At 73.2% G+C, this 16,190-nt stretch carries 14 protein-coding genes; 5 read left to right on the top strand and 9 right to left on the bottom strand.

The window, feature by feature from the left end; translation table 11 throughout:
- Positions 1–49: 49 nt before the first annotated feature.
- The 3 genes from ACLIN4_RS20240 to ACLIN4_RS20230 form a co-directional block, all read right to left on the bottom strand.
- Complete coding sequence (locus ACLIN4_RS20240; RefSeq protein WP_411576083.1) at positions 50–2,371, bottom strand: protein kinase domain-containing protein; 2,322 nt, start codon at positions 2,369–2,371, stop codon at positions 50–52.
- Between the two features lie 137 nt (positions 2,372–2,508).
- Positions 2,509–4,164, bottom strand: coding sequence for a serine/threonine-protein kinase (locus ACLIN4_RS20235; RefSeq protein ID WP_381941899.1), 1,656 nt, complete (start codon positions 4,162–4,164; stop codon positions 2,509–2,511).
- A 75-nt stretch (positions 4,165–4,239) separates the two neighbouring features.
- A complete protein-coding gene (locus ACLIN4_RS20230; RefSeq protein WP_107476908.1) occupies positions 4,240–5,088 on the bottom strand; it encodes a menaquinone biosynthetic enzyme MqnA/MqnD family protein in 849 nt (282 codons plus the stop codon).
- Positions 5,089–5,380: 292 nt separating this feature from the next.
- Between ACLIN4_RS20230 and ACLIN4_RS20225 the strand changes: the two genes are divergently transcribed.
- The gene (locus ACLIN4_RS20225; protein ID WP_004984723.1) at positions 5,381–5,584 is read left to right on the top strand and encodes a cold-shock protein; all 204 of its coding nucleotides are present in this window, start codon (positions 5,381–5,383) and stop codon (positions 5,582–5,584) included.
- Between the two features lie 216 nt (positions 5,585–5,800).
- Positions 5,801–6,445: a class I SAM-dependent methyltransferase gene (locus ACLIN4_RS20220; protein ID WP_411576082.1), complete on the top strand. Its 645-nt coding sequence runs from the start codon at positions 5,801–5,803 to the stop codon at positions 6,443–6,445.
- 11 nt (positions 6,446–6,456) lie between these two features.
- Here the strand turns inward: ACLIN4_RS20220 and ACLIN4_RS20215 are convergent, their stop codons facing one another.
- Together ACLIN4_RS20215 and ACLIN4_RS20210 are read right to left on the bottom strand one after the other, a co-directional pair.
- Positions 6,457–8,388: an AMP-dependent synthetase/ligase gene (locus ACLIN4_RS20215; RefSeq protein ID WP_289907062.1), complete on the bottom strand. Its 1,932-nt coding sequence runs from the start codon at positions 8,386–8,388 to the stop codon at positions 6,457–6,459.
- 237 nt (positions 8,389–8,625) lie between these two features.
- Complete coding sequence (locus ACLIN4_RS20210) at positions 8,626–9,912, bottom strand: acetyl-CoA C-acetyltransferase (protein ID WP_107479044.1); 1,287 nt, start codon at positions 9,910–9,912, stop codon at positions 8,626–8,628.
- 94 nt (positions 9,913–10,006) lie between these two features.
- Here ACLIN4_RS20210 and ACLIN4_RS20205 point away from each other — a divergent pair, with 94 nt between their 5' ends.
- Positions 10,007–11,305: a 3-oxoacyl-ACP reductase gene (locus ACLIN4_RS20205; RefSeq protein ID WP_411576081.1), complete on the top strand. Its 1,299-nt coding sequence runs from the start codon at positions 10,007–10,009 to the stop codon at positions 11,303–11,305.
- On the top strand, positions 11,305–12,216 hold the full coding sequence (locus tag ACLIN4_RS20200) for a MaoC family dehydratase (protein ID WP_411576080.1): 912 nt from the start codon (positions 11,305–11,307) through the stop codon (positions 12,214–12,216). The genes ACLIN4_RS20205 and ACLIN4_RS20200 overlap by 1 nt, the downstream gene beginning before the upstream one ends.
- Here ACLIN4_RS20200 and ACLIN4_RS20195 read toward each other — a convergent pair.
- The gene (locus ACLIN4_RS20195; RefSeq protein WP_411576079.1) at positions 12,204–12,908 is read right to left on the bottom strand and encodes a TetR/AcrR family transcriptional regulator; all 705 of its coding nucleotides are present in this window, start codon (positions 12,906–12,908) and stop codon (positions 12,204–12,206) included. The two genes, ACLIN4_RS20200 and ACLIN4_RS20195, sit on opposite strands and share 13 nt — an antisense overlap.
- A gap of 31 nt (positions 12,909–12,939) precedes the next feature.
- Complete coding sequence (locus ACLIN4_RS20190) at positions 12,940–13,524, bottom strand: TetR/AcrR family transcriptional regulator (protein WP_411576078.1); 585 nt, start codon at positions 13,522–13,524, stop codon at positions 12,940–12,942.
- A gap of 70 nt (positions 13,525–13,594) precedes the next feature.
- Between ACLIN4_RS20190 and ACLIN4_RS20185 the strand changes: the two genes are divergently transcribed.
- Complete coding sequence (locus ACLIN4_RS20185; RefSeq protein ID WP_107479041.1) at positions 13,595–14,488, top strand: NADP-dependent oxidoreductase; 894 nt, start codon at positions 13,595–13,597, stop codon at positions 14,486–14,488.
- Between the two features lie 129 nt (positions 14,489–14,617).
- Here ACLIN4_RS20185 and ACLIN4_RS20180 read toward each other — a convergent pair whose 3' ends face one another.
- Together ACLIN4_RS20180 and ACLIN4_RS20175 are read right to left on the bottom strand one after the other, a co-directional pair.
- Positions 14,618–15,883 (bottom strand): dicarboxylate/amino acid:cation symporter, encoded by a 1,266-nt coding sequence (locus ACLIN4_RS20180; RefSeq protein WP_107479047.1) that lies wholly within the window; start codon positions 15,881–15,883, stop codon positions 14,618–14,620.
- Positions 15,884–16,022: 139 nt separating this feature from the next.
- Entirely contained in the window at positions 16,023–16,124 is a 102-nt protein-coding gene (locus ACLIN4_RS20175; RefSeq protein WP_333482840.1) for a putative leader peptide, read from the bottom strand.
- Between the last annotated feature and the right edge of the window lie 66 nt (positions 16,125–16,190).

The raw sequence follows: 16,190 nt of genomic DNA, 5'->3' as shown, positions 1-16,190 counted from the left end.
AGGACGACGGGCCGCGGGACCGAGGGGTTCCTGCGGCCCGTCGCCCTCGCTACACCGCCGGCAGCGCGTAGATCGCGTGGCCGTGCGTCGCCATCAGCCGGTTGCCCGCGAGGGCGAGCTGCCACGGCTCGCCGACGGCCTTGCTGTCGGTGTACGTCCAGCGGAGCTTGCCCGTCCTCGTCTCCAGGGCGACGATGCCGCCGTCGACGGAGCCGGTGGCGCCGTACAGGGTCGAGCCCACGCGGAGGAACGACTCCGGGCCCTCGACCTCCAGTTCGTCGCAGAGCCAGGTCCGCTTGCCGGTCTTGACGTCGACGGCCCACACGCCGTCGTCGTGGTCGCTGACGTAGAGCACGCCGTCGAAGACCGTCGGGTTGTCGAAGCCGCGGCGGCCGGCCGGATCGAGGGTCCAGACGGTGCGGCCCTTCTCCACGTCGACGGCCTCCAGTTCGTCTCCCGGGAGGAAGACGAGGCCGTTCGCGACCGTGGGCTTCCAGGACCACTCGTCGCCGATCTTCCGGGTCCACACCTGGCCGCCGGTGGCGGTGTCCCGGACGGTGAGGTTGAGGTTCGAGTCGGCGTAGACCAGGTACTTGCCCGAGGCGGTGCCCTGGACGTCGTAGTCCTTCGTGCCCCAGTCCCGGTGCTGGACCCACGCGGTCTTTCCCGTGGTGTGGCTGATGGCCGCGACGGCCGTGCGGTACTCGGTGGCGCTCTTCGACTGACCGTGGTCTTTCGCCGTGACGTAGACGTTCTTGTCGTCGATGGCGATCGTGTCCTCGACGGACAGTTGCTTGCCGAGGCGGCTGCGCCAGGCCTCTTCGCCGGTCTTGACGTCGTAGGCGACCAAGGCGCCCTTGTAGTCGCCGTCGGCGAGGAACACCTTGCCGTCGTGGAAGAGGAGCTGGGCTCCGGGCCGGCAGATGCCCGCCTGGGTCCAGCGGGCCTTGCCGGTCCGGACGTCGTAGGCCACGAGCGGGTCGCCGCTGACCAGGAGCAGTCCGTCGTGGGTGAGGAGCGGTACGCGTGTGCTTGTGCTGTCCTTCTGGGCCGACTTGTGCCACAGCGGCTGCGGGGCCACCCCGGCGGGCGGGGTCGTGAAGTTCTCGTCCGCGGGCTGGGCCGAACCGCCCTTGCCCGGCGCGTCCGTCGCCTCGTCGGAGGCGCCGTCCCCGTCCCCGGAGGCGAGCAACCACCCGCCGCCGGCTCCGGCCACCGCGACGGCCGCCGCGGCGCCGAACGCCAGGCCGAGCGCCCGCCGCCGGGAGCGGGCCGGCGCCGGCGCCCCGCCCGCGCCGACCTGCACCGTGCCGGGGAAGGGGGTGCCGTACCCAGGGGACGGTGCCGGCGTACCACCGGGCGGCGTGCCGTATCCGGCCGACGGCGTACCGGTCGGCGGTGTCCCGGTCGGCATCGCCGGCGCCGGACCGAACGCGGACGCGGCCTGCGTCGGCGGGACGTTCGGGGATGCCTCGGGTGCCTCCAGGTCCAGAATCCCCGCGGCGTGGGTCGCGATCGTCGAGGCCACCGCCGACGGCAGCCAGTCGTGCAGGGCGGCGTCGATGCCCTGCCCGGCCAGCGCGGTCACGATCTCCGTGGGCGCCGGACGCTGCGCCGGGTCCTTCATGAGGCAGGCGCGGATCAGCCCCAGCAGGGACGGGGGTACGCCCGTGAGGTCGGCCTCGCCGTGCACGACCTGGTAGAGCAGCGAGGCGTGCGAGGCGGTGCCGTCGCCGAAGACGCCGCGCCCGGTCGCCGCGAAGGCGAGCACGGAGCCCAGCGAGAACACGTCGCCCGCCGTGCCGATGTCCTTGCCCAACGCCTGCTCCGGCGACATGTAACCGGGAGAGCCGACCACGACGCCCGTCTGGGTCATCCGGCTGCCGTCCACGGCTCGCGCGATGCCGAAGTCGATGAGGCGTGGCCCGTCGGCCGCCAGCAGGACGTTGGACGGCTTGAGGTCGCGGTGGATCAGGCCCGCCGCGTGGATGTCCTGGAGGGCGGCGGCGAGTCCGGCGGCCAGCGCGCGGACCGTGCGCTCCGGCAGCGCTCCGTGGGCCGCGACCACATCCGTCAGGTCGGGGCCGAGGACGTACGACGTGGCGAGCCACGGCAGCGGCGCGTCCGGATCGGCGTCCACGACGGGCGCGGTGAACCGGCCGGAGACCGCCCTCGCGATCTCGACCTCGTGCCGGAAGCGGGCCCGGAAGTCGCCGTCCGCCGCGAGGTCGGGGCGGACCACCTTCACGGCGACCGTACGGCCGCCGGGCGACCGGGCCAGGTAGACGCGTCCCATGCCACCGGCGCCCAGTCTGCGCAGCAGGCGGTAGGTGCCCAACTCCCGCGGATCGTCCGCTTGCAGTGTGTCCATGGCCGGCCTTCCCCGTCCTGACGCCTCGTCGAACACCTCTCTCCCGTGCCGGTGTTCGCTGTCGCAGACACAGTAATGACAGGGGCGACAGAGGCGGTTGCAGGGGGACGACCGGCGGACCACTCGGCCCGGTCCGGCTACTCGACCTTCGACAACCGCGCCTTCGGCCGCCCCGAGTCCTCGCTGTCCGACGCGTACTGGAGGTCGTCGCCGACCGGGGTGAGGCGGACGGTGTGGAGGGCCTGGTTGCAGACGTCGCGGTTGCCCTCGGCTCCCACGGCGCCGGTGACGATCTCCTTCTGCGTGACCTTCTTCAGGGTCAGTACGTCGTCGCAGGTGCCGCCGAAGATGTCGGTGTGGCGCAGGGTGCCCAGCTTCTCGCCCACCGCGGCCTCGCGGACGGTCAGGCGGAAGGTGCCCAGGGGCAGGTTGCCCTCGACGGCGACGGCCTGGCCCTCCCAGGTGCCGACGTAGCGTTCGGGTACGGCGACCGGATCGGCCGGCGAGTGGGTGGCGGTGTCTGAGCCGCCGGGGGTCGTCTTGCCGCCCTCGCCGGGCAGCAGATCGAGGACGAACACCGAGCCGACCGTCACCGCCGCCATCGCCCCGGCCACCGCGAGGGCCACCGTGCAGCTGAGCCGGCGGCCCCGGCCGCCCGCGCCCGCCTGCGTGGAGGTGGCCGCGACGGAGACGGAGAGCCTGCCGGGAGCGTGATCGCCCTCGCGCGGGGCCGGTACGTCCGCGGCCGGCGCCGTCGGCGGGGGCATCACCGGCGGGGGGCCGAAGACACCGGGCGCCACCGCGCCACCCGCGCCGCCCTCCCCGGCCGTGACCGACGGCCGGCTGAAGCCCACCGGGCCCGACACCGGCCCCGACGACGACCCGGGCTCCGCCTCCGCCGCCTCCAGGTTCAGCAGCCGCACGGCGCTCCGGCTGACCCGTTCCACCAGCGGACCCGGCAGCCAGCCGCCAGAGATCAGGCGGGCCGCGCCCTCGGGGGCGAGGCGCCGGGCCACCTCGCCGGGGGCCGGACGGGCGGACGGGTCCTTGGCCAGGCAGGCGGCGACCAGATCCCGCAGCTGCCCGTCGAGGGTGCCGAGCCGCGGCTCCTCGTGGACGACCTTGTAGAGGAGCGCGGCCGAGGAGTCGCCGGGGAAGGGCGGCTCGCCCGTGGCCGCGTACGCGAGGACCGCGCCCAGGGAGAAGACGTCCGCCGCGGCCGTGACGCCCTTGCCGAGGATCTGCTCGGGGGACATGTAGCCGGGGGAGCCGATCGAGACGCCCGTCGAGGTCAGGGACGCGGTGCCGTCCGTGGCGCGGGCGATGCCGAAGTCGATCAGGAGGGGGCCGTCGAGGGTGAGCAGGACGTTCGACGGCTTCACGTCACGGTGGACCAGGCCCAGGTCGTGCACCGCGGCCAGCGCCTCGCCGAGGCCCGCGCCGAGCGCCCGTACCGAGTGGGCCGGCAGCGGGCCGCCGTCCGTGACCGCCGCGGTGAGGGACGGGCCGGCCGCGTAGGCCGTGGCGACCCACGGGACGCGGGCGTCCGGGTCCGCGTCGAGCACGGGGGCCGTCCAGGCGCCGCCGACCCGCCGCGCGGCCTGCACCTCACGCCGGAACCGGGCGCGGAACTCCTCGTCCAGCGCGAAGTGCGGGTGCACGATCTTCACGGCGACCGTGCGCCCGCCGGCGCTGCGGCCCAGGTAGACCCGGCCCATGCCGCCGGAGCCCAGCCGGCCGAGGAGCCGGTAGGGCCCCACGGTGGTGGGTTCGTCGGCTTCGAGCGGCTGCATGGCGTCCACCCCTCCCCCGTACGCCAGTACCTGGGAGCAGGGTAGTGGGCCGCCCCGGGAAGGCCCCCGCGCGCGTCAGGGCCGGAGCAGTTCCACCCGCACGTCCGCCGGGAAGCCGGTCGTCGGGCCCACCCGTCGGGCGAACTCGGTGACCGCTTCGAGCTGCGGGCCGCCGAAGCGGAAGTCGAGGGTGGTGAAGTACTTCGCGAGGGTCTCCTCGTCGAAGGCCTCCCAGCGGGCCGCCTGCTCGGCGACCTTGTCGACCTCCTCCAGGGAGAGGTTGCGGGAGGCGAGGAAGGCCTCGTGCACCTTGCGGGTAAGCTCCGGCTCGCGCTCCGCGTAGTCCTTGCGCGCCGCCCAGACCGCGAAGACGAACGGCAGGCCCGTCCACTCCTTCCACAGCGCGCCCAGGTCGTGCACGGCCAGGCCGTAGCGCGGGCCGTCGATCATGTTCGCGCGCAGCGCCGCGTCGCCGATGAGGACGGCCGCGTCGGCCTCCTGCATCATCAGGCTCAGGTCGGGCGGGCAGGTGTAGTAGTCGGGCTGGACCCCGAAGCGCTCGGCGAGCAGGAGCTGGGCGAGGCGGACGGAGGTGCGCGAGGTGGAGCCGAGGGCGACGCGGGCGCCGTCCAGCTTCTCCAGCGGCACCTGCGAGACGATCACGCACGACATCACCGGGCCGTCGCAGCCGACGGCGATGTCGGGGAAGGCGACGAGATCGTCGGCGTTCTTGAGGAATTCGACCAGGGTGACGGGACCGATGTCGAGGTCGCCCTGCACCAGCTGCTCGCTGAGCTTCTCCGGGGTGTCCTTCGTGAGCTCGAAGTCGAGGAGCGTGCCTGTTCTCGCGAGCCCCCAGTACAGGGGCAGGCAGTTCAGGAACTGGATGTGGCCGACGCGCGGCCGGGTGCGAGAATTGTCCACATCGCGAGGCTAGCCCTCCCCCGGTTTCCGCCCGTGGCCGACCCCCGGCGTCAGCCGAACGGCCGGATGGTTCAAACATTCGGGTGAAGTGATCTTGGCCTCTGTTGCGCCAGGGGGCCTGCGTGCTAGGCTCACAGCAAGTTGCAGTTTGGTTTCCCTTGCAGTACAGAGCCTGCGGAGCATGTGACCGCGGGCTCTCGTCGTTCTCAGACGTATGCAGTTGTGCGGCATTCAAAGTCTTCACACTTGCTGGTTCTGGAGCAGGGCAACCCTTTGAGCCCAAGGAGGGCTTATGGCTACCGGAACCGTGAAGTGGTTCAACGCCGAAAAGGGCTTTGGTTTCATCGCCCAGGAAGGCGGCGGCCCCGACGTCTTCGTCCACTACTCCGCGATCAACGCGACCGGATTCCGGTCCCTCGAGGAGAACCAGCAGGTGTCCTTCGACGTCACGCAGGGTCCGAAGGGCCCGCAGGCGGAGAATGTCACTCCTGTCTGATCGACAGCAGTACCCAAGGAGCCCCGCGCCGGTTTCGGCGACGGGGCTCCTGCCCTTTCCGGGGGTCCGGTGGGCTCCTTCCTGAATTCTCGGTGAATTCCGCCGCCGGTCGGCCGCTGCCGCCGGTGCCGTTGCCGCCGTTGCCGCCGCTGCCGCTGCCGCCGTTGCCGCTGCCGCCGGTCGGCCGCTGTCAGTGGCAGGCCCTAGGGTCCCGCCATGACCCACGACACCGGCTTCCTGGACACCACCCGGACCTTCTACGACACCATCGCCGAGGACTACGCCGGCCTGCACCGCGCCACGGGCGCCGGCACGCCGCTGGACCGGGCGCTGATGGGCGCCTTCGCCGAGCTGGTGGGACCGGAGGGAGAGGTGGCCGACCTGGGCTGCGGGCCCGGCCGGGTCACCGCCCACCTGGCCTCGCTCGGCCTGCGGGTCTTCGGCCTCGACCTGTCCCCCGCCATGCTCGCGATCGCGCGCCGCGAGCACCCGGACCTGCGGTTCGAGCAGGGCTCCATGCTGGATCTCGACCTGCCCGACGGGGCCCTCGCGGGGGCCGTCTCCTGGTACTCCTCGATCCACACGCCGTGGGAGCGGCTGCCGGACCTCTTCGGGGAGGTGCGGCGCGTGCTGGCGCCCGGCGGGCACTTCCTGCTCGCCTTCCAGGTCGGTGACGAGCCGATGCACCTCGACCGCCCCTTCGGCCACCCGGTCGCCCTGCACTTCGAGCGGCGGCAGCCCGAACCGGTGGCGGAGCTGCTGGAGCGGGCCGGGTTCACGGTGCTGTCGCGGACCGTGCGCGTGCAGGAGGAGGACACGTCGGCGAAGGTGCCGCAGGCCTGCCTCATCGCCCGCCGCTGAGCGCACGGCGTTCACGGGTTGTCGTACAGCGCCTCCACCGCGTCCGCGAAGTCCCGCATGATCGCGTCGCGCCGGAGTTTCATCGAGGGCGTCAGATGGCCGTCCCACTCGGTGAAGTCCCTCGGCAGGACGGCGAAGCGGCGGATGGACTCCGGGCGGGAGACGAGCTTGTTGGCCTCGTCGACGGCGCGCTGGAGGACCGCGTGCAGCTCCTCGTCGTCGACGAGCAGCTCCGGCGGAACCGGGTGCTTGCCGTTCATGCGGCGCCAGTGGTCGAGGCCGGCGGGGTCGAGGGTGAAGAGGGCGGAGACGTAGGGGCGGCGGTCGCCCAGGACGATGCACTGGGAGATCAGGGGGTGTGAGCGCAGCCAGTCCTCCAGGGGCGCCGGGGCCACGCTCTTGCCGCCCGCGGTGATCAGCAGCTCCTTCTTCCGACCGGTGATGGTCAGGTACCCCTCGTCGTCCAGGCTGCCGATGTCGCCGGTGGCGAACCAGCCGTCGGGGGCGGCCTGGACGACGCCGCCCGCCTGGGGGTCCCAGTAGCCGTGCAGGACCTGCTCGCCGGCGACCAGGATCTCGCCGTCGGCGGCTATGCGGATGCGGGTGCCGGGCAGCGGCCAGCCGACCGTGCCGAGGCGCGGCTTGAGCGGCGGGGTGACCGTCGCGGCGCCCGTGGTCTCGGTGAGGCCGTAGCCCTCGAAGATCTCGATGCCGGCCCCGGCGTAGAAGGCGGCCAGGCGGCGGCCGAGCGGGGAGCCGCCGCAGATGGCGTACCGGACCCTGCCGCCCATGGCGGCGCGGATCTTGCGGTAGACGAGGGGGTCGTAGAAGGAGCGGGCGGTCTTCAGGCCGCGGCCCGGGCCGTGGCCCGTGCCCGTCTGGCGGGCCTCCATGGCCTCGCCGTAGCGCTCCGCCACGGTGGCGGCGCGGTCGAAGGCGGAGGCCCGGCCGCCGGACTCGGCCTTGGCGCGGGCGCTGTTGAAGACCTTCTCCAGCATGTACGGGATGGTGAGCAGGCAGGTCGGGCGGAAGGCGGCCAGGTCGGGGAGCAGTTCCTGCGCCTTGAGGCTGGGTGCGTGGCCGAGGCGGACCCGGGCGCGGACGCAGGCCACGGCGACCATGCGGCCGAAGACGTGGGACATGGGGAGGAAGAGCAGGATCGAGGGTTCCTCGCCCGTCTTCGCCTTGAAGACGGGGTAGAGCAGCTCGATGGCGTTGTCGACCTCGGCGAAGAAGTTGCCGTGGGTGAGCGCGCAGCCCTTGGGGCGGCCGGTGGTGCCGGAGGTGTAGATCAGGGTGGCGAGGGTGGACGGGCTCAGCATGCCGCGGCGTACGTCCACCTCGGCGTCCGGCACCCGCTCGCCCAGCTCCGCCAGCCGCTCCACGTGCCCCTTGTCCATGACCCACAGGTGCTTGAGGTCGGGGATGCGGTCGAGTTCGGGGCCGAGGGCCGCGGCCTGCGCGGTGGTCTCGGTGACCAGGGTGACCGCGCCGGAGTCCTGGAGGATCCAGCGGGTCTGGAAGAGGGAGGAGGTCGGGTAGACGGGGACGGTGACCAGGCCGGCGGCCCAGGCGGCGAAGTCGAGCAGCGTCCACTCGTAGGTGGTGCGGGCCATGATGGCGATGCGGTCGCCCGGGGTCAGGCCCTCGGAGATCATGCCCTTGGCCACCGCCAGCACCTGCGCCGCGAACTCCCCGGCCGTCACGTCGGCCCAGTTCCCCTCCGGTGACCTGCGGCTGAGAACCACCTGGCCGGGAACCGCCGCCGCGTTGTCGAAGGGCAGGTCGGCGAGGGAGCCGCGCCGCACCGGCGGGGCGAAGGGGGGTACGTACGCCTCCCGCACGGTCCCGTCCAGCCGCCGTGTCTCGGGCGCCACCAGGGTGGGGCCGGGCGAGTCGGCGTAGGCGGCGGATGCGGCGAAGGAGGGAAGCGGGGTGGACACGGGCGGCTCCTGGAAGGTGCAGCGGCGGCACTGCTCTGCGGGCGACCGCGCGGTCGGCGGTGCTCTGCTGCATGACGTACGTGCCTCGCGCGCCGAGGCGTTCATCGCCGGGTCCGCGGTGGTGGGTTACCGGCGGTCAGTTTGGGGATCGTACGGTTCTTCCGTGGGGAGTCGGTGCGGGTTCGGGGACGGCCCTGCGCCGGGGGTGTGCAGTCTTGGGGGTTACCTGCCAGTAAGTCACGTTCGTTCCAGTATGGCCGTGACACCCTGACCGCCCGCCGCGCAGACCGAGATCAGCCCGCGTCCCGGGCCCCCGCGTTCGGCGAGCAGCCGGGCCAGCGTCGCCACGATGCGGGCGCCGGTCGCGGCGAAGGGGTGGCCGGTGGCGAGCGAGGAGCCGGCCACGTTCAGGCGGGCGCGGTCCACCGGGGCCAGGCCCCGCTTCTCCCAGGCGGCGAGCGTGGCCAGCACCTGCGACGCGAACGCCTCGTGGATCTCCACCAGATCGAAGTCCTCGATGCCGAGCCCGGCCCGCTCCAGCATGCGCGGCACGGCGTGCGCCGGGGCCATCAGCAGGCCGTCCTCGCCGCCCGCCACGTCGCCGCCGACGAAATCGACGGCCGCCGTCTCGTACGCGGTCAGATACGCCAGCGGTTCCAGCCCTCGCGCCTCGGCCCACTCCTCGCTCGCCAGCAGCACCGTGGCCGCGCCGTCCGTCAGGGGGGTCGAGTTGCCCGCCGTCATCGTGGGGCCGGGGGCGTCGAGGCCGAACACCGGTTTCAGCGTGGCCAGTTTCTCCACCGTCGAGCCGGGGCGCAGGTTCTGGTCGCGGGCCAGACCCCGGAAGGGGACCACAAGGTCCTGGAAGAAGCCGCGTTCGTAGGCCGCGGCCAGCCGCCGGTGACTGCTGGCCGCCAGCTCGTCCTGGGCCTCGCGGGTGATGCCCCAGGCCCGCGCGGTGACCGCGGCGTGCTCGCCCATCGACAGGCCGGTGCGCGGCTCGGCGTTGCGCGGGATGTCGGGGACCAGGTGGGCCGGGCGGATCTTCGCCAGCGCCTTGGCCCGGCCGCCGAGGGACTTGGCCCTGCGCGCCTCCAACAGGATGCGGCGCAGCCGGTCGTTGACGCCGAGCGGCGCGTCGCTGGCCGTGTCGGCGCCGCCCGCGACGGCCGACTCGGTCTGGCCGAGGGCGATCTTGTTGGCGGCGGCGATCACGGCCTGGAGTCCGGTGCCGCAGGCCTGCTGGACGTCGTACGCGGGGGTGCGCGGGTCCAGTGCGGAGCCGAGGACCGTCTCGCGGGCGAGGTTGAAGTCGCGGCTGTGCTTGAGGACCGCGCCGGCCACGAACTCGCCGACCGCGCCCGGTTCCGTCAGGCCGTGGCGCTCGGCCAGGCCGTCGAGGGCCGCGGTGAGCATCTCCTGGTTGGAGGCGGTGGCGTACGGCCCGTCGGAGCGGGCGAAGGGGACGCGCGCACCGCCGATGATCGCGACGCGGCGCGCCCGGGGCGGCTCCAGAGGGCTCATCTCGACCTGCTCCTCACCCGTGACATAGGCTTACCTCCGGTAACCTTACTCCAGAGTAAGCAAAGCGCCTACGCAGCCGTTGGGGAGACAGGACATGGCCGACCGCTATCTCAGCTTCACCGGCACCGCACCCGGCCGTTTCCTCACCCGCCGCCTCGGCCTGCCGCAGCCCGCGGAACTGCGGCGCGACGCCCTCGACGGCGGGCTGCTGCACCTGACGGCCGGCCGGACGCACCTCGACCTCGCGCCCGTACTGGGCCGGGCCGGCCTCGCCCCGGACGACGACGGGCGTCCCGCCGCCGTCGTCCTCGACGCCACCGGCGTCCGCGACGTCGACGCCCTCGCCGAGGTGCACGCCGCGCTCCACCCCGTCGTACGGTCCGTCGCCGTGAGCGGCCGGGTGGTGGTGCTCGGTGCCCCGCTCGACCCCGAGGACCACCACCAGGCCGCCGCGCAACAGGCGTTGGAGGGCTTCACCCGCTCGCTGGGCAAGGAGATCGGCCGCGGCAGGACGGTCAACCTGATCCGGCTCACCGACGCGTCCGCCGCCGAGTCCACGCTCCGCTTCCTCCTCTCCCCCGCCTCCGCCTACGTCAGCGGCCAGGTGATCGAGGTCGGCCCCGCGGCCGACTCCCCGGCGGCCGTCCCCGACGACCCCGAACACCCCCTCGCCGGGCGCACCGCGCTGGTCACCGGCGCCGCGCGCGGCATCGGCGCGGCGGTCGCCGGGACGCTCGCCGGGCAGGGCGCCCGGGTCGTGGTCCTCGACGTGCCGCAGGCCGAACGGGAGGCGCGCGGGCTCGCCGAACGCCTCGGCGGCACCTGCCTGGCCCTCGACATCACGGCCGCCGACGCGGGCGAACGCATCGCCGCCGCCGTGCCCGGCGGGCTCGACGTCCTGATCCACAACGCGGGCGTCACCCGCGACCGACGCCTGGTCAACATGCCCGCCGACCGCTGGAGTTCCGTGCTCGACGTCAACCTCGCGAGCGTCCTGCGCACCACGGACGCGCTGCTCGCGGCGGGTGCGGTCAACCGGGGCGGCCGGATCGTGGCGACGGCCTCGATCGCGGGGCTCGCGGGCAACGCGGGACAGACCAACTACGGCGCGAGCAAGGCGGGGATCGTCGGCATGGTCCGCTCGCTCGCGCCGCGCGCGCTGACGGAACACGGGGTGACGGTGAACGCGGTGGCGCCGGGCTTCATCGAGACGAAGATGACGGCGGCGGTCCCCCTGTTCATCCGCGAGGCCGGCCGACGCATGAACTCCCTCGCCCAGGGCGGCCTGCCGGCCGACGTCGCCGAGACCACCGCCTGGCTCGCCCACCCGGCCTCGGGCTCGGTCAACGGCCAGGTCGTGCGGGTCTGCGGCCAGAGCCTGCTGGGGGCGTGATGACCGTTCCGACCGCCTCGACCGGCACGCTCACCGGCGTTCCGTCCCTGCCGCCGCTCCTCCTGCGCGGCGCCCTGCTCTCGCCCCTCAAGCGCCCCCGCCCGGACGCGGACTTCCCCCGTACCCGGCTGGTGCTGCCCGGCCTGCGCGTGGACCTCGCGCGGCTGGCGGCGTACGAGAGGGTGTGCGGGTTCCCGACCGGCGCCGACGCGCTGCCCGTGACCTACCCGCACGTACTGGGCTTCCCCGTCGCCATGCGCCTGATGAGCGGCCGGGCCTTCCCGCTGCCGCTGCTCGGGCTGGTCCACACGTCGATCGGCATCACCCGGCGGGCCGCCCTGCCCGCGACCGGGGAGTACGAACTCACCGCGTACGTCGAGGGCCTGTCCCCGCACCGGCGCGGCACCGAGGCCCGTGTGGTGACGGAGCTGCGGGCCGGGGGGCGGGCCGAGCCCGTGTGGGAGTCGCGCAGCACCTACCTGGCGAGGCACCGGGTGGACGGGAGCGCGACGCCGCGGGACGGCGAACCGTCCGCCGCGGGCACGCCGGCTCACGGCCCGGCCGCCGCGGACGCCGGCCCCCTGCCCGTCCGGGCCGAGTGGCGCATCGCCGGCGACGTCGGGCGGCGCTACGGTGCCGCCTCCGGCGACCGCAACCCGATCCACCTGCACCCCCTCACCGCCCGTTTGTTCGGCTTCCCGCGGGCCATCGCGCACGGCATGTGGACCGTGGCCCGGTGCCTCGCCGAGCACGGGACGCCGGACGCGGCCGTGGTGCGGGCGGAGTTCCGGGCGCCGGTGCTCCTGCCGGGGACGGTGGCGTACGGGGCCGGGGACGGGAGGTTCGAGCTTCGCGGCGGCGACGGACGGCGGCAGCACCTGTGCGGTGAGGTCGTGCCCTACCCGGCCTGAGCCGCCGGTACCGACGGGGCCACCGGCTCCTGCTCCGGGTCCGCCTCGGGGTCCTCAGGCGCCACCCAGGGCCGGCCCGCCATCAGGTCGCCCAGGCCCGCCCAGGCGAAGTTCATCAGGGTCGCCGCCGCCTGCTTGGCGGTGACGCCCTCGGTGGCGCCGGCCCAGTCGGCGAGCGACTCGGCCGCTCCGACCAGCGCCTCGGCGAGTCCCGCGACCTCGCCCTCGGCCAGGTGCGGGCGGCGGTGCGCGTCCCGTGCGGCGGCGGCGATCAGCTGCGTCACGAAGGCCACGATGTCCTCGCGCATCGCGGCGACCTCGGCGGCGAACCGCTCGCCGTGGGTGCGGGCGTGGAGGTGCAGCACCCGCCAGGCGTCCGGGTTCCGCGCGGTGTGGGTGAAGAACGCCCGAAGCCCCGACCAGAGTTGTCCGTCGGCCGGGAGCCCCGGACACACGCCTGCCCGCACCGCCTCGGTCAGGGCCCGGGCCTCGCGTCGGATGCAGGCGCTGAACAGGTCGTCCTTGGAGTTCAGGTACAGGTACACCAGCGGCTTGGAGACACCCGCCAGTTCGGCGATCTCGTCCATCGACGCCGCCATGTACCCGCGTTGTCCGAAGATCCGCACGGCGGCGTCCAGCATCTGCTGCTCACGGACCGCCCGCGGCATCCGCTTGGTCTTCCCAGCACCCATGCGCATCAGCGTACGGTCCGCGCGGCGGTGATCAGGACGTCCGCGCTCCGGCGGCCTCCCAGGCCGCCTCGATCATCCGGAAGATCTCGTCCACCGCCGCCCGGGGGTCGTCCGCCTCACGGGCCAGCGCGCGGGCGTCGACCACGAACCTCGCGATCGCCCGGCAGGCCGTCGTGGTCCCCGGCAGTCCGAGATCGGCGGCGAGGGCCGCCGCCAGCGAGTCCGCGTGGCGCGCCATCATCGACTCCTCGTACTGCCGCAGCGCGGGTGACGCGTCGATCATGCGCCAGACCGGGGCGGCGCCGGGCGCCGCGCAGTGCGCCACCAGGGCCTGGACCTCGCGGCGCAGCGCGGACACCAGCGGCTCGTCCGGTGCCCGGCCGGTGACCGCCTCGGTGAGGCGCCGCTCGAAGTCCGGGTCCCGCTCGAACACCAGGGCCTCTTTGGAGGCGAAGTGGGCGAAGAGCGTGGTGACGGCGACATCCGCCTCCGCGGCCACGTCACGGATGCCCACCGCGTCGTATCCACGTTCCAGGAAGAGCCGCAGGGCGGTGTCGGCGATCTTCTGACGGGTCGCGGCCTTCTTGCGCTCACGGCGTCCGGTCGGCACGGTCATGCGCCAACGCTACCAGGTAGGAATCCACAACCGTTCCAAAACACTAACCGTTAGTGTTAGGTTCGGCGGCATGAAGAAAGTGAGCTTCGCCGAGTTCGGCGGCCCGGACGTTCTGGAACTCCTGGATGCCGAGGAGCCCCACGCGGGCCCCGGTCAGATACGCATCGCGGTGCGGGCGGCAGGGGTGAACCCCGTCGACTGGAGACTCCGTGAGGGCCAGGTCCTGGGGGCCCATCCGCTGCGGCTGCCCGCCGGTGTCGGGCTGGATGCCGCCGGGGTGGTGGACGAGGTCGGCGAGGGCGTCGACGGGGTCGCGGTGGGCGACCCGGTGTTCGGCGAGGGCTTCGACACCTACGCCGAGTTCGCCGTGCTGTCGGCCTGGGCCCGTATGCCCGAGGGCCTGACGTTCGAGGAGGCGGCCGGATATCCGTCCGTGGTGGAGACCGCGCTGCGCGTCATCCGCGAGGTCGGTGTGCGGCCCGGGCAGACGCTGCTCGTGAGCGGCGCGTCCGGGGGAGTCGGATCGGCGGTGCTGCAGATCGCCCGCGACCGGGGCATCACGGTGATCGGCACGGCCGGCGCCGCGAACCAGGACTACCTGCGGGACCTGGGCGCCGTTCCCACGACCTACGGCGAGGGCTGGGTCGAGCGGGTGCGCAGGCTCGGGCACGTCGACGCGGCTCTCGACCTGGCCGGCTCGGGAGTGATCCGCGAGCTCGTCGAGCTGACCGGGGACCCGCGGAGGGTGGTCTCCATCGCCGACCTCGGCGCGCCGGAGCACGGCGTCCGGTTCTCCGGCGTTGCCGGGAGCGTGCCGGACGCGCTCGCCGAGGCCGTCGACCTGATCGCGCGGGGCAGGCTCCACATCCCGGTCGAGAAGGCGTACCCGCTCGCCGATGCCGCGGCGGCGCACATCGACAGCCAGGCGGGGCACACGCGCGGGCGCCGGGTCCTGATCGTCTGAGGGACGCGGCACGGGCGCGAGAAGCGGGCTGTCCCCCTGCCGGAGCGGGTTCGCTCCGGCAGGGGGACAGCCCTTGGTCGTCCTGGTCGTCCCGCTCGTGCCGATGGCGCGCGGGAGGCCGGTCGGCGATCAGGCGGCGACGGCCACCGGCTGCGGGTCGTCCGCGTCGACGGGCGTCGCGGCGACGCTGTTGAACTTGTCGCGGTCGAGGATGTTCTCCCGGGCCGCCACGATCAGCGGGGCCACGACCTGGCCGGCCACGTTGGTCGCCGTGCGCATCATGTCCAGGATCGGGTCGATCGCGAGGAGCAGACCGACGCCCTCCATGGGCAGGCCCAGCGTGGACAGGGTCAGGGTCAGCATCACCGTGGCACCGGTGAGGCCGGCCGTGGCGGCGGAGCCGACCACCGAGACGAAGGCGATCAGGAGGTAGTCGCCGACGCCGAGGTCGATGCCGAAGATCTGCGCGACGAAGATCGCGGCGATCGCCGGGTAGATCGCGGCGCAGCCGTCCATCTTGGTCGTCGCACCGAAGGGCACCGCGAAGGACGCGTACTCCTTCGGGACACCGAGGCGCTCGGTGACCTTCTGGGTCAGCGGCATGGTGCCGACGGACGAGCGGGAGACGAAGGCCAGCTGGATCGCGGGCCAGGCGCCCTTGAAGAACTGCAGCGGGTTGACCTTGGCGACGGTGGCGAGCAGCACCGGGTAGACCACGAACAGCACGATCGCGCAGCCGACGTAGATGTCGGCGGTGAAGGTGGCGTACTTGCCGATGAGGTCCCAGCCGTAGGTGGCGATGGCCTTGCCGATGAGGCCGATCGTGCCGATCGGGGCGAGGCGGATGACCCACCACAGGGCCTTCTGGAGGAGTTCGAGGACCGACTCGCTCAGGTTGAGGATCGGCTGGGCCTTCTCGCCGAGCTGGAGGGCGGCGATACCGGCGACGGCGGCCATGAAGACGATCTGCAGGACGTTCAGCTCGGTGAACGGCGTGATGACGTCGGTCGGCACGATGCCGGTCAGGAAGTCGAGCCAGGAACCGGTGTGCTCGGGCTTGGCGCCGTCGGCCGGGGTGAGGCCGGTGCCGGCGCCGGGGTTGGTGACCAGGCCGATGGCCAGGCCGATGGCGACCGCGATCAGCGACGTGACCATGAACCACAGAAGGGTGCGGGACGCCAGGCGGGCCGCGTTGTTGACCTTCCGCAGGTTGGTGATCGACACCAGGATCGCGAAGAAGACGAGCGGGGCGACGGCCAGCTTCAGCAGGCCGATGAAGATGTCACCGACCTTCTCCAGGGTGGTGACCAGCCAGGATATGTCCTGGCTGCGGGCCAGCCAGCCCAGCAGCACACCGAGGACGAGACCGGCGAGTATCTGGGCCCAGAAGGGCATTTTGAAGGACTTCTTGGCCGGGGACCCGGCGGAAGGCTTCGCGGGCGATGAAGAGGACACGGACGGACTCCGTAGGGGGACGGGACGCGGGGACGGACGCGCAGGGCTGACGTGGAGAACGACGGGATGAGGGGGAACGTCAGGGGCGACAGTTCGCGGACGCGCACCGACAGAGGTCCACGTGCAGGCGCGCCACGAGCCCGAGGCTCGGGGGTGTGTGGGGCGCGGCTGCGTGCTTCATGCACACGACTTTAACACCTGTGCTTTGAGACCCCCAAAGCCTCACTTTGACAGGCAAGACGGGCTC

The organism is Streptomyces mutabilis (genome assembly GCF_046628145.1).
GTDB lineage: Bacteria > Actinomycetota > Actinomycetes > Streptomycetales > Streptomycetaceae > Streptomyces > Streptomyces mutabilis.
This window is presented reverse-complemented; position numbering and strand designations above follow the sequence as displayed.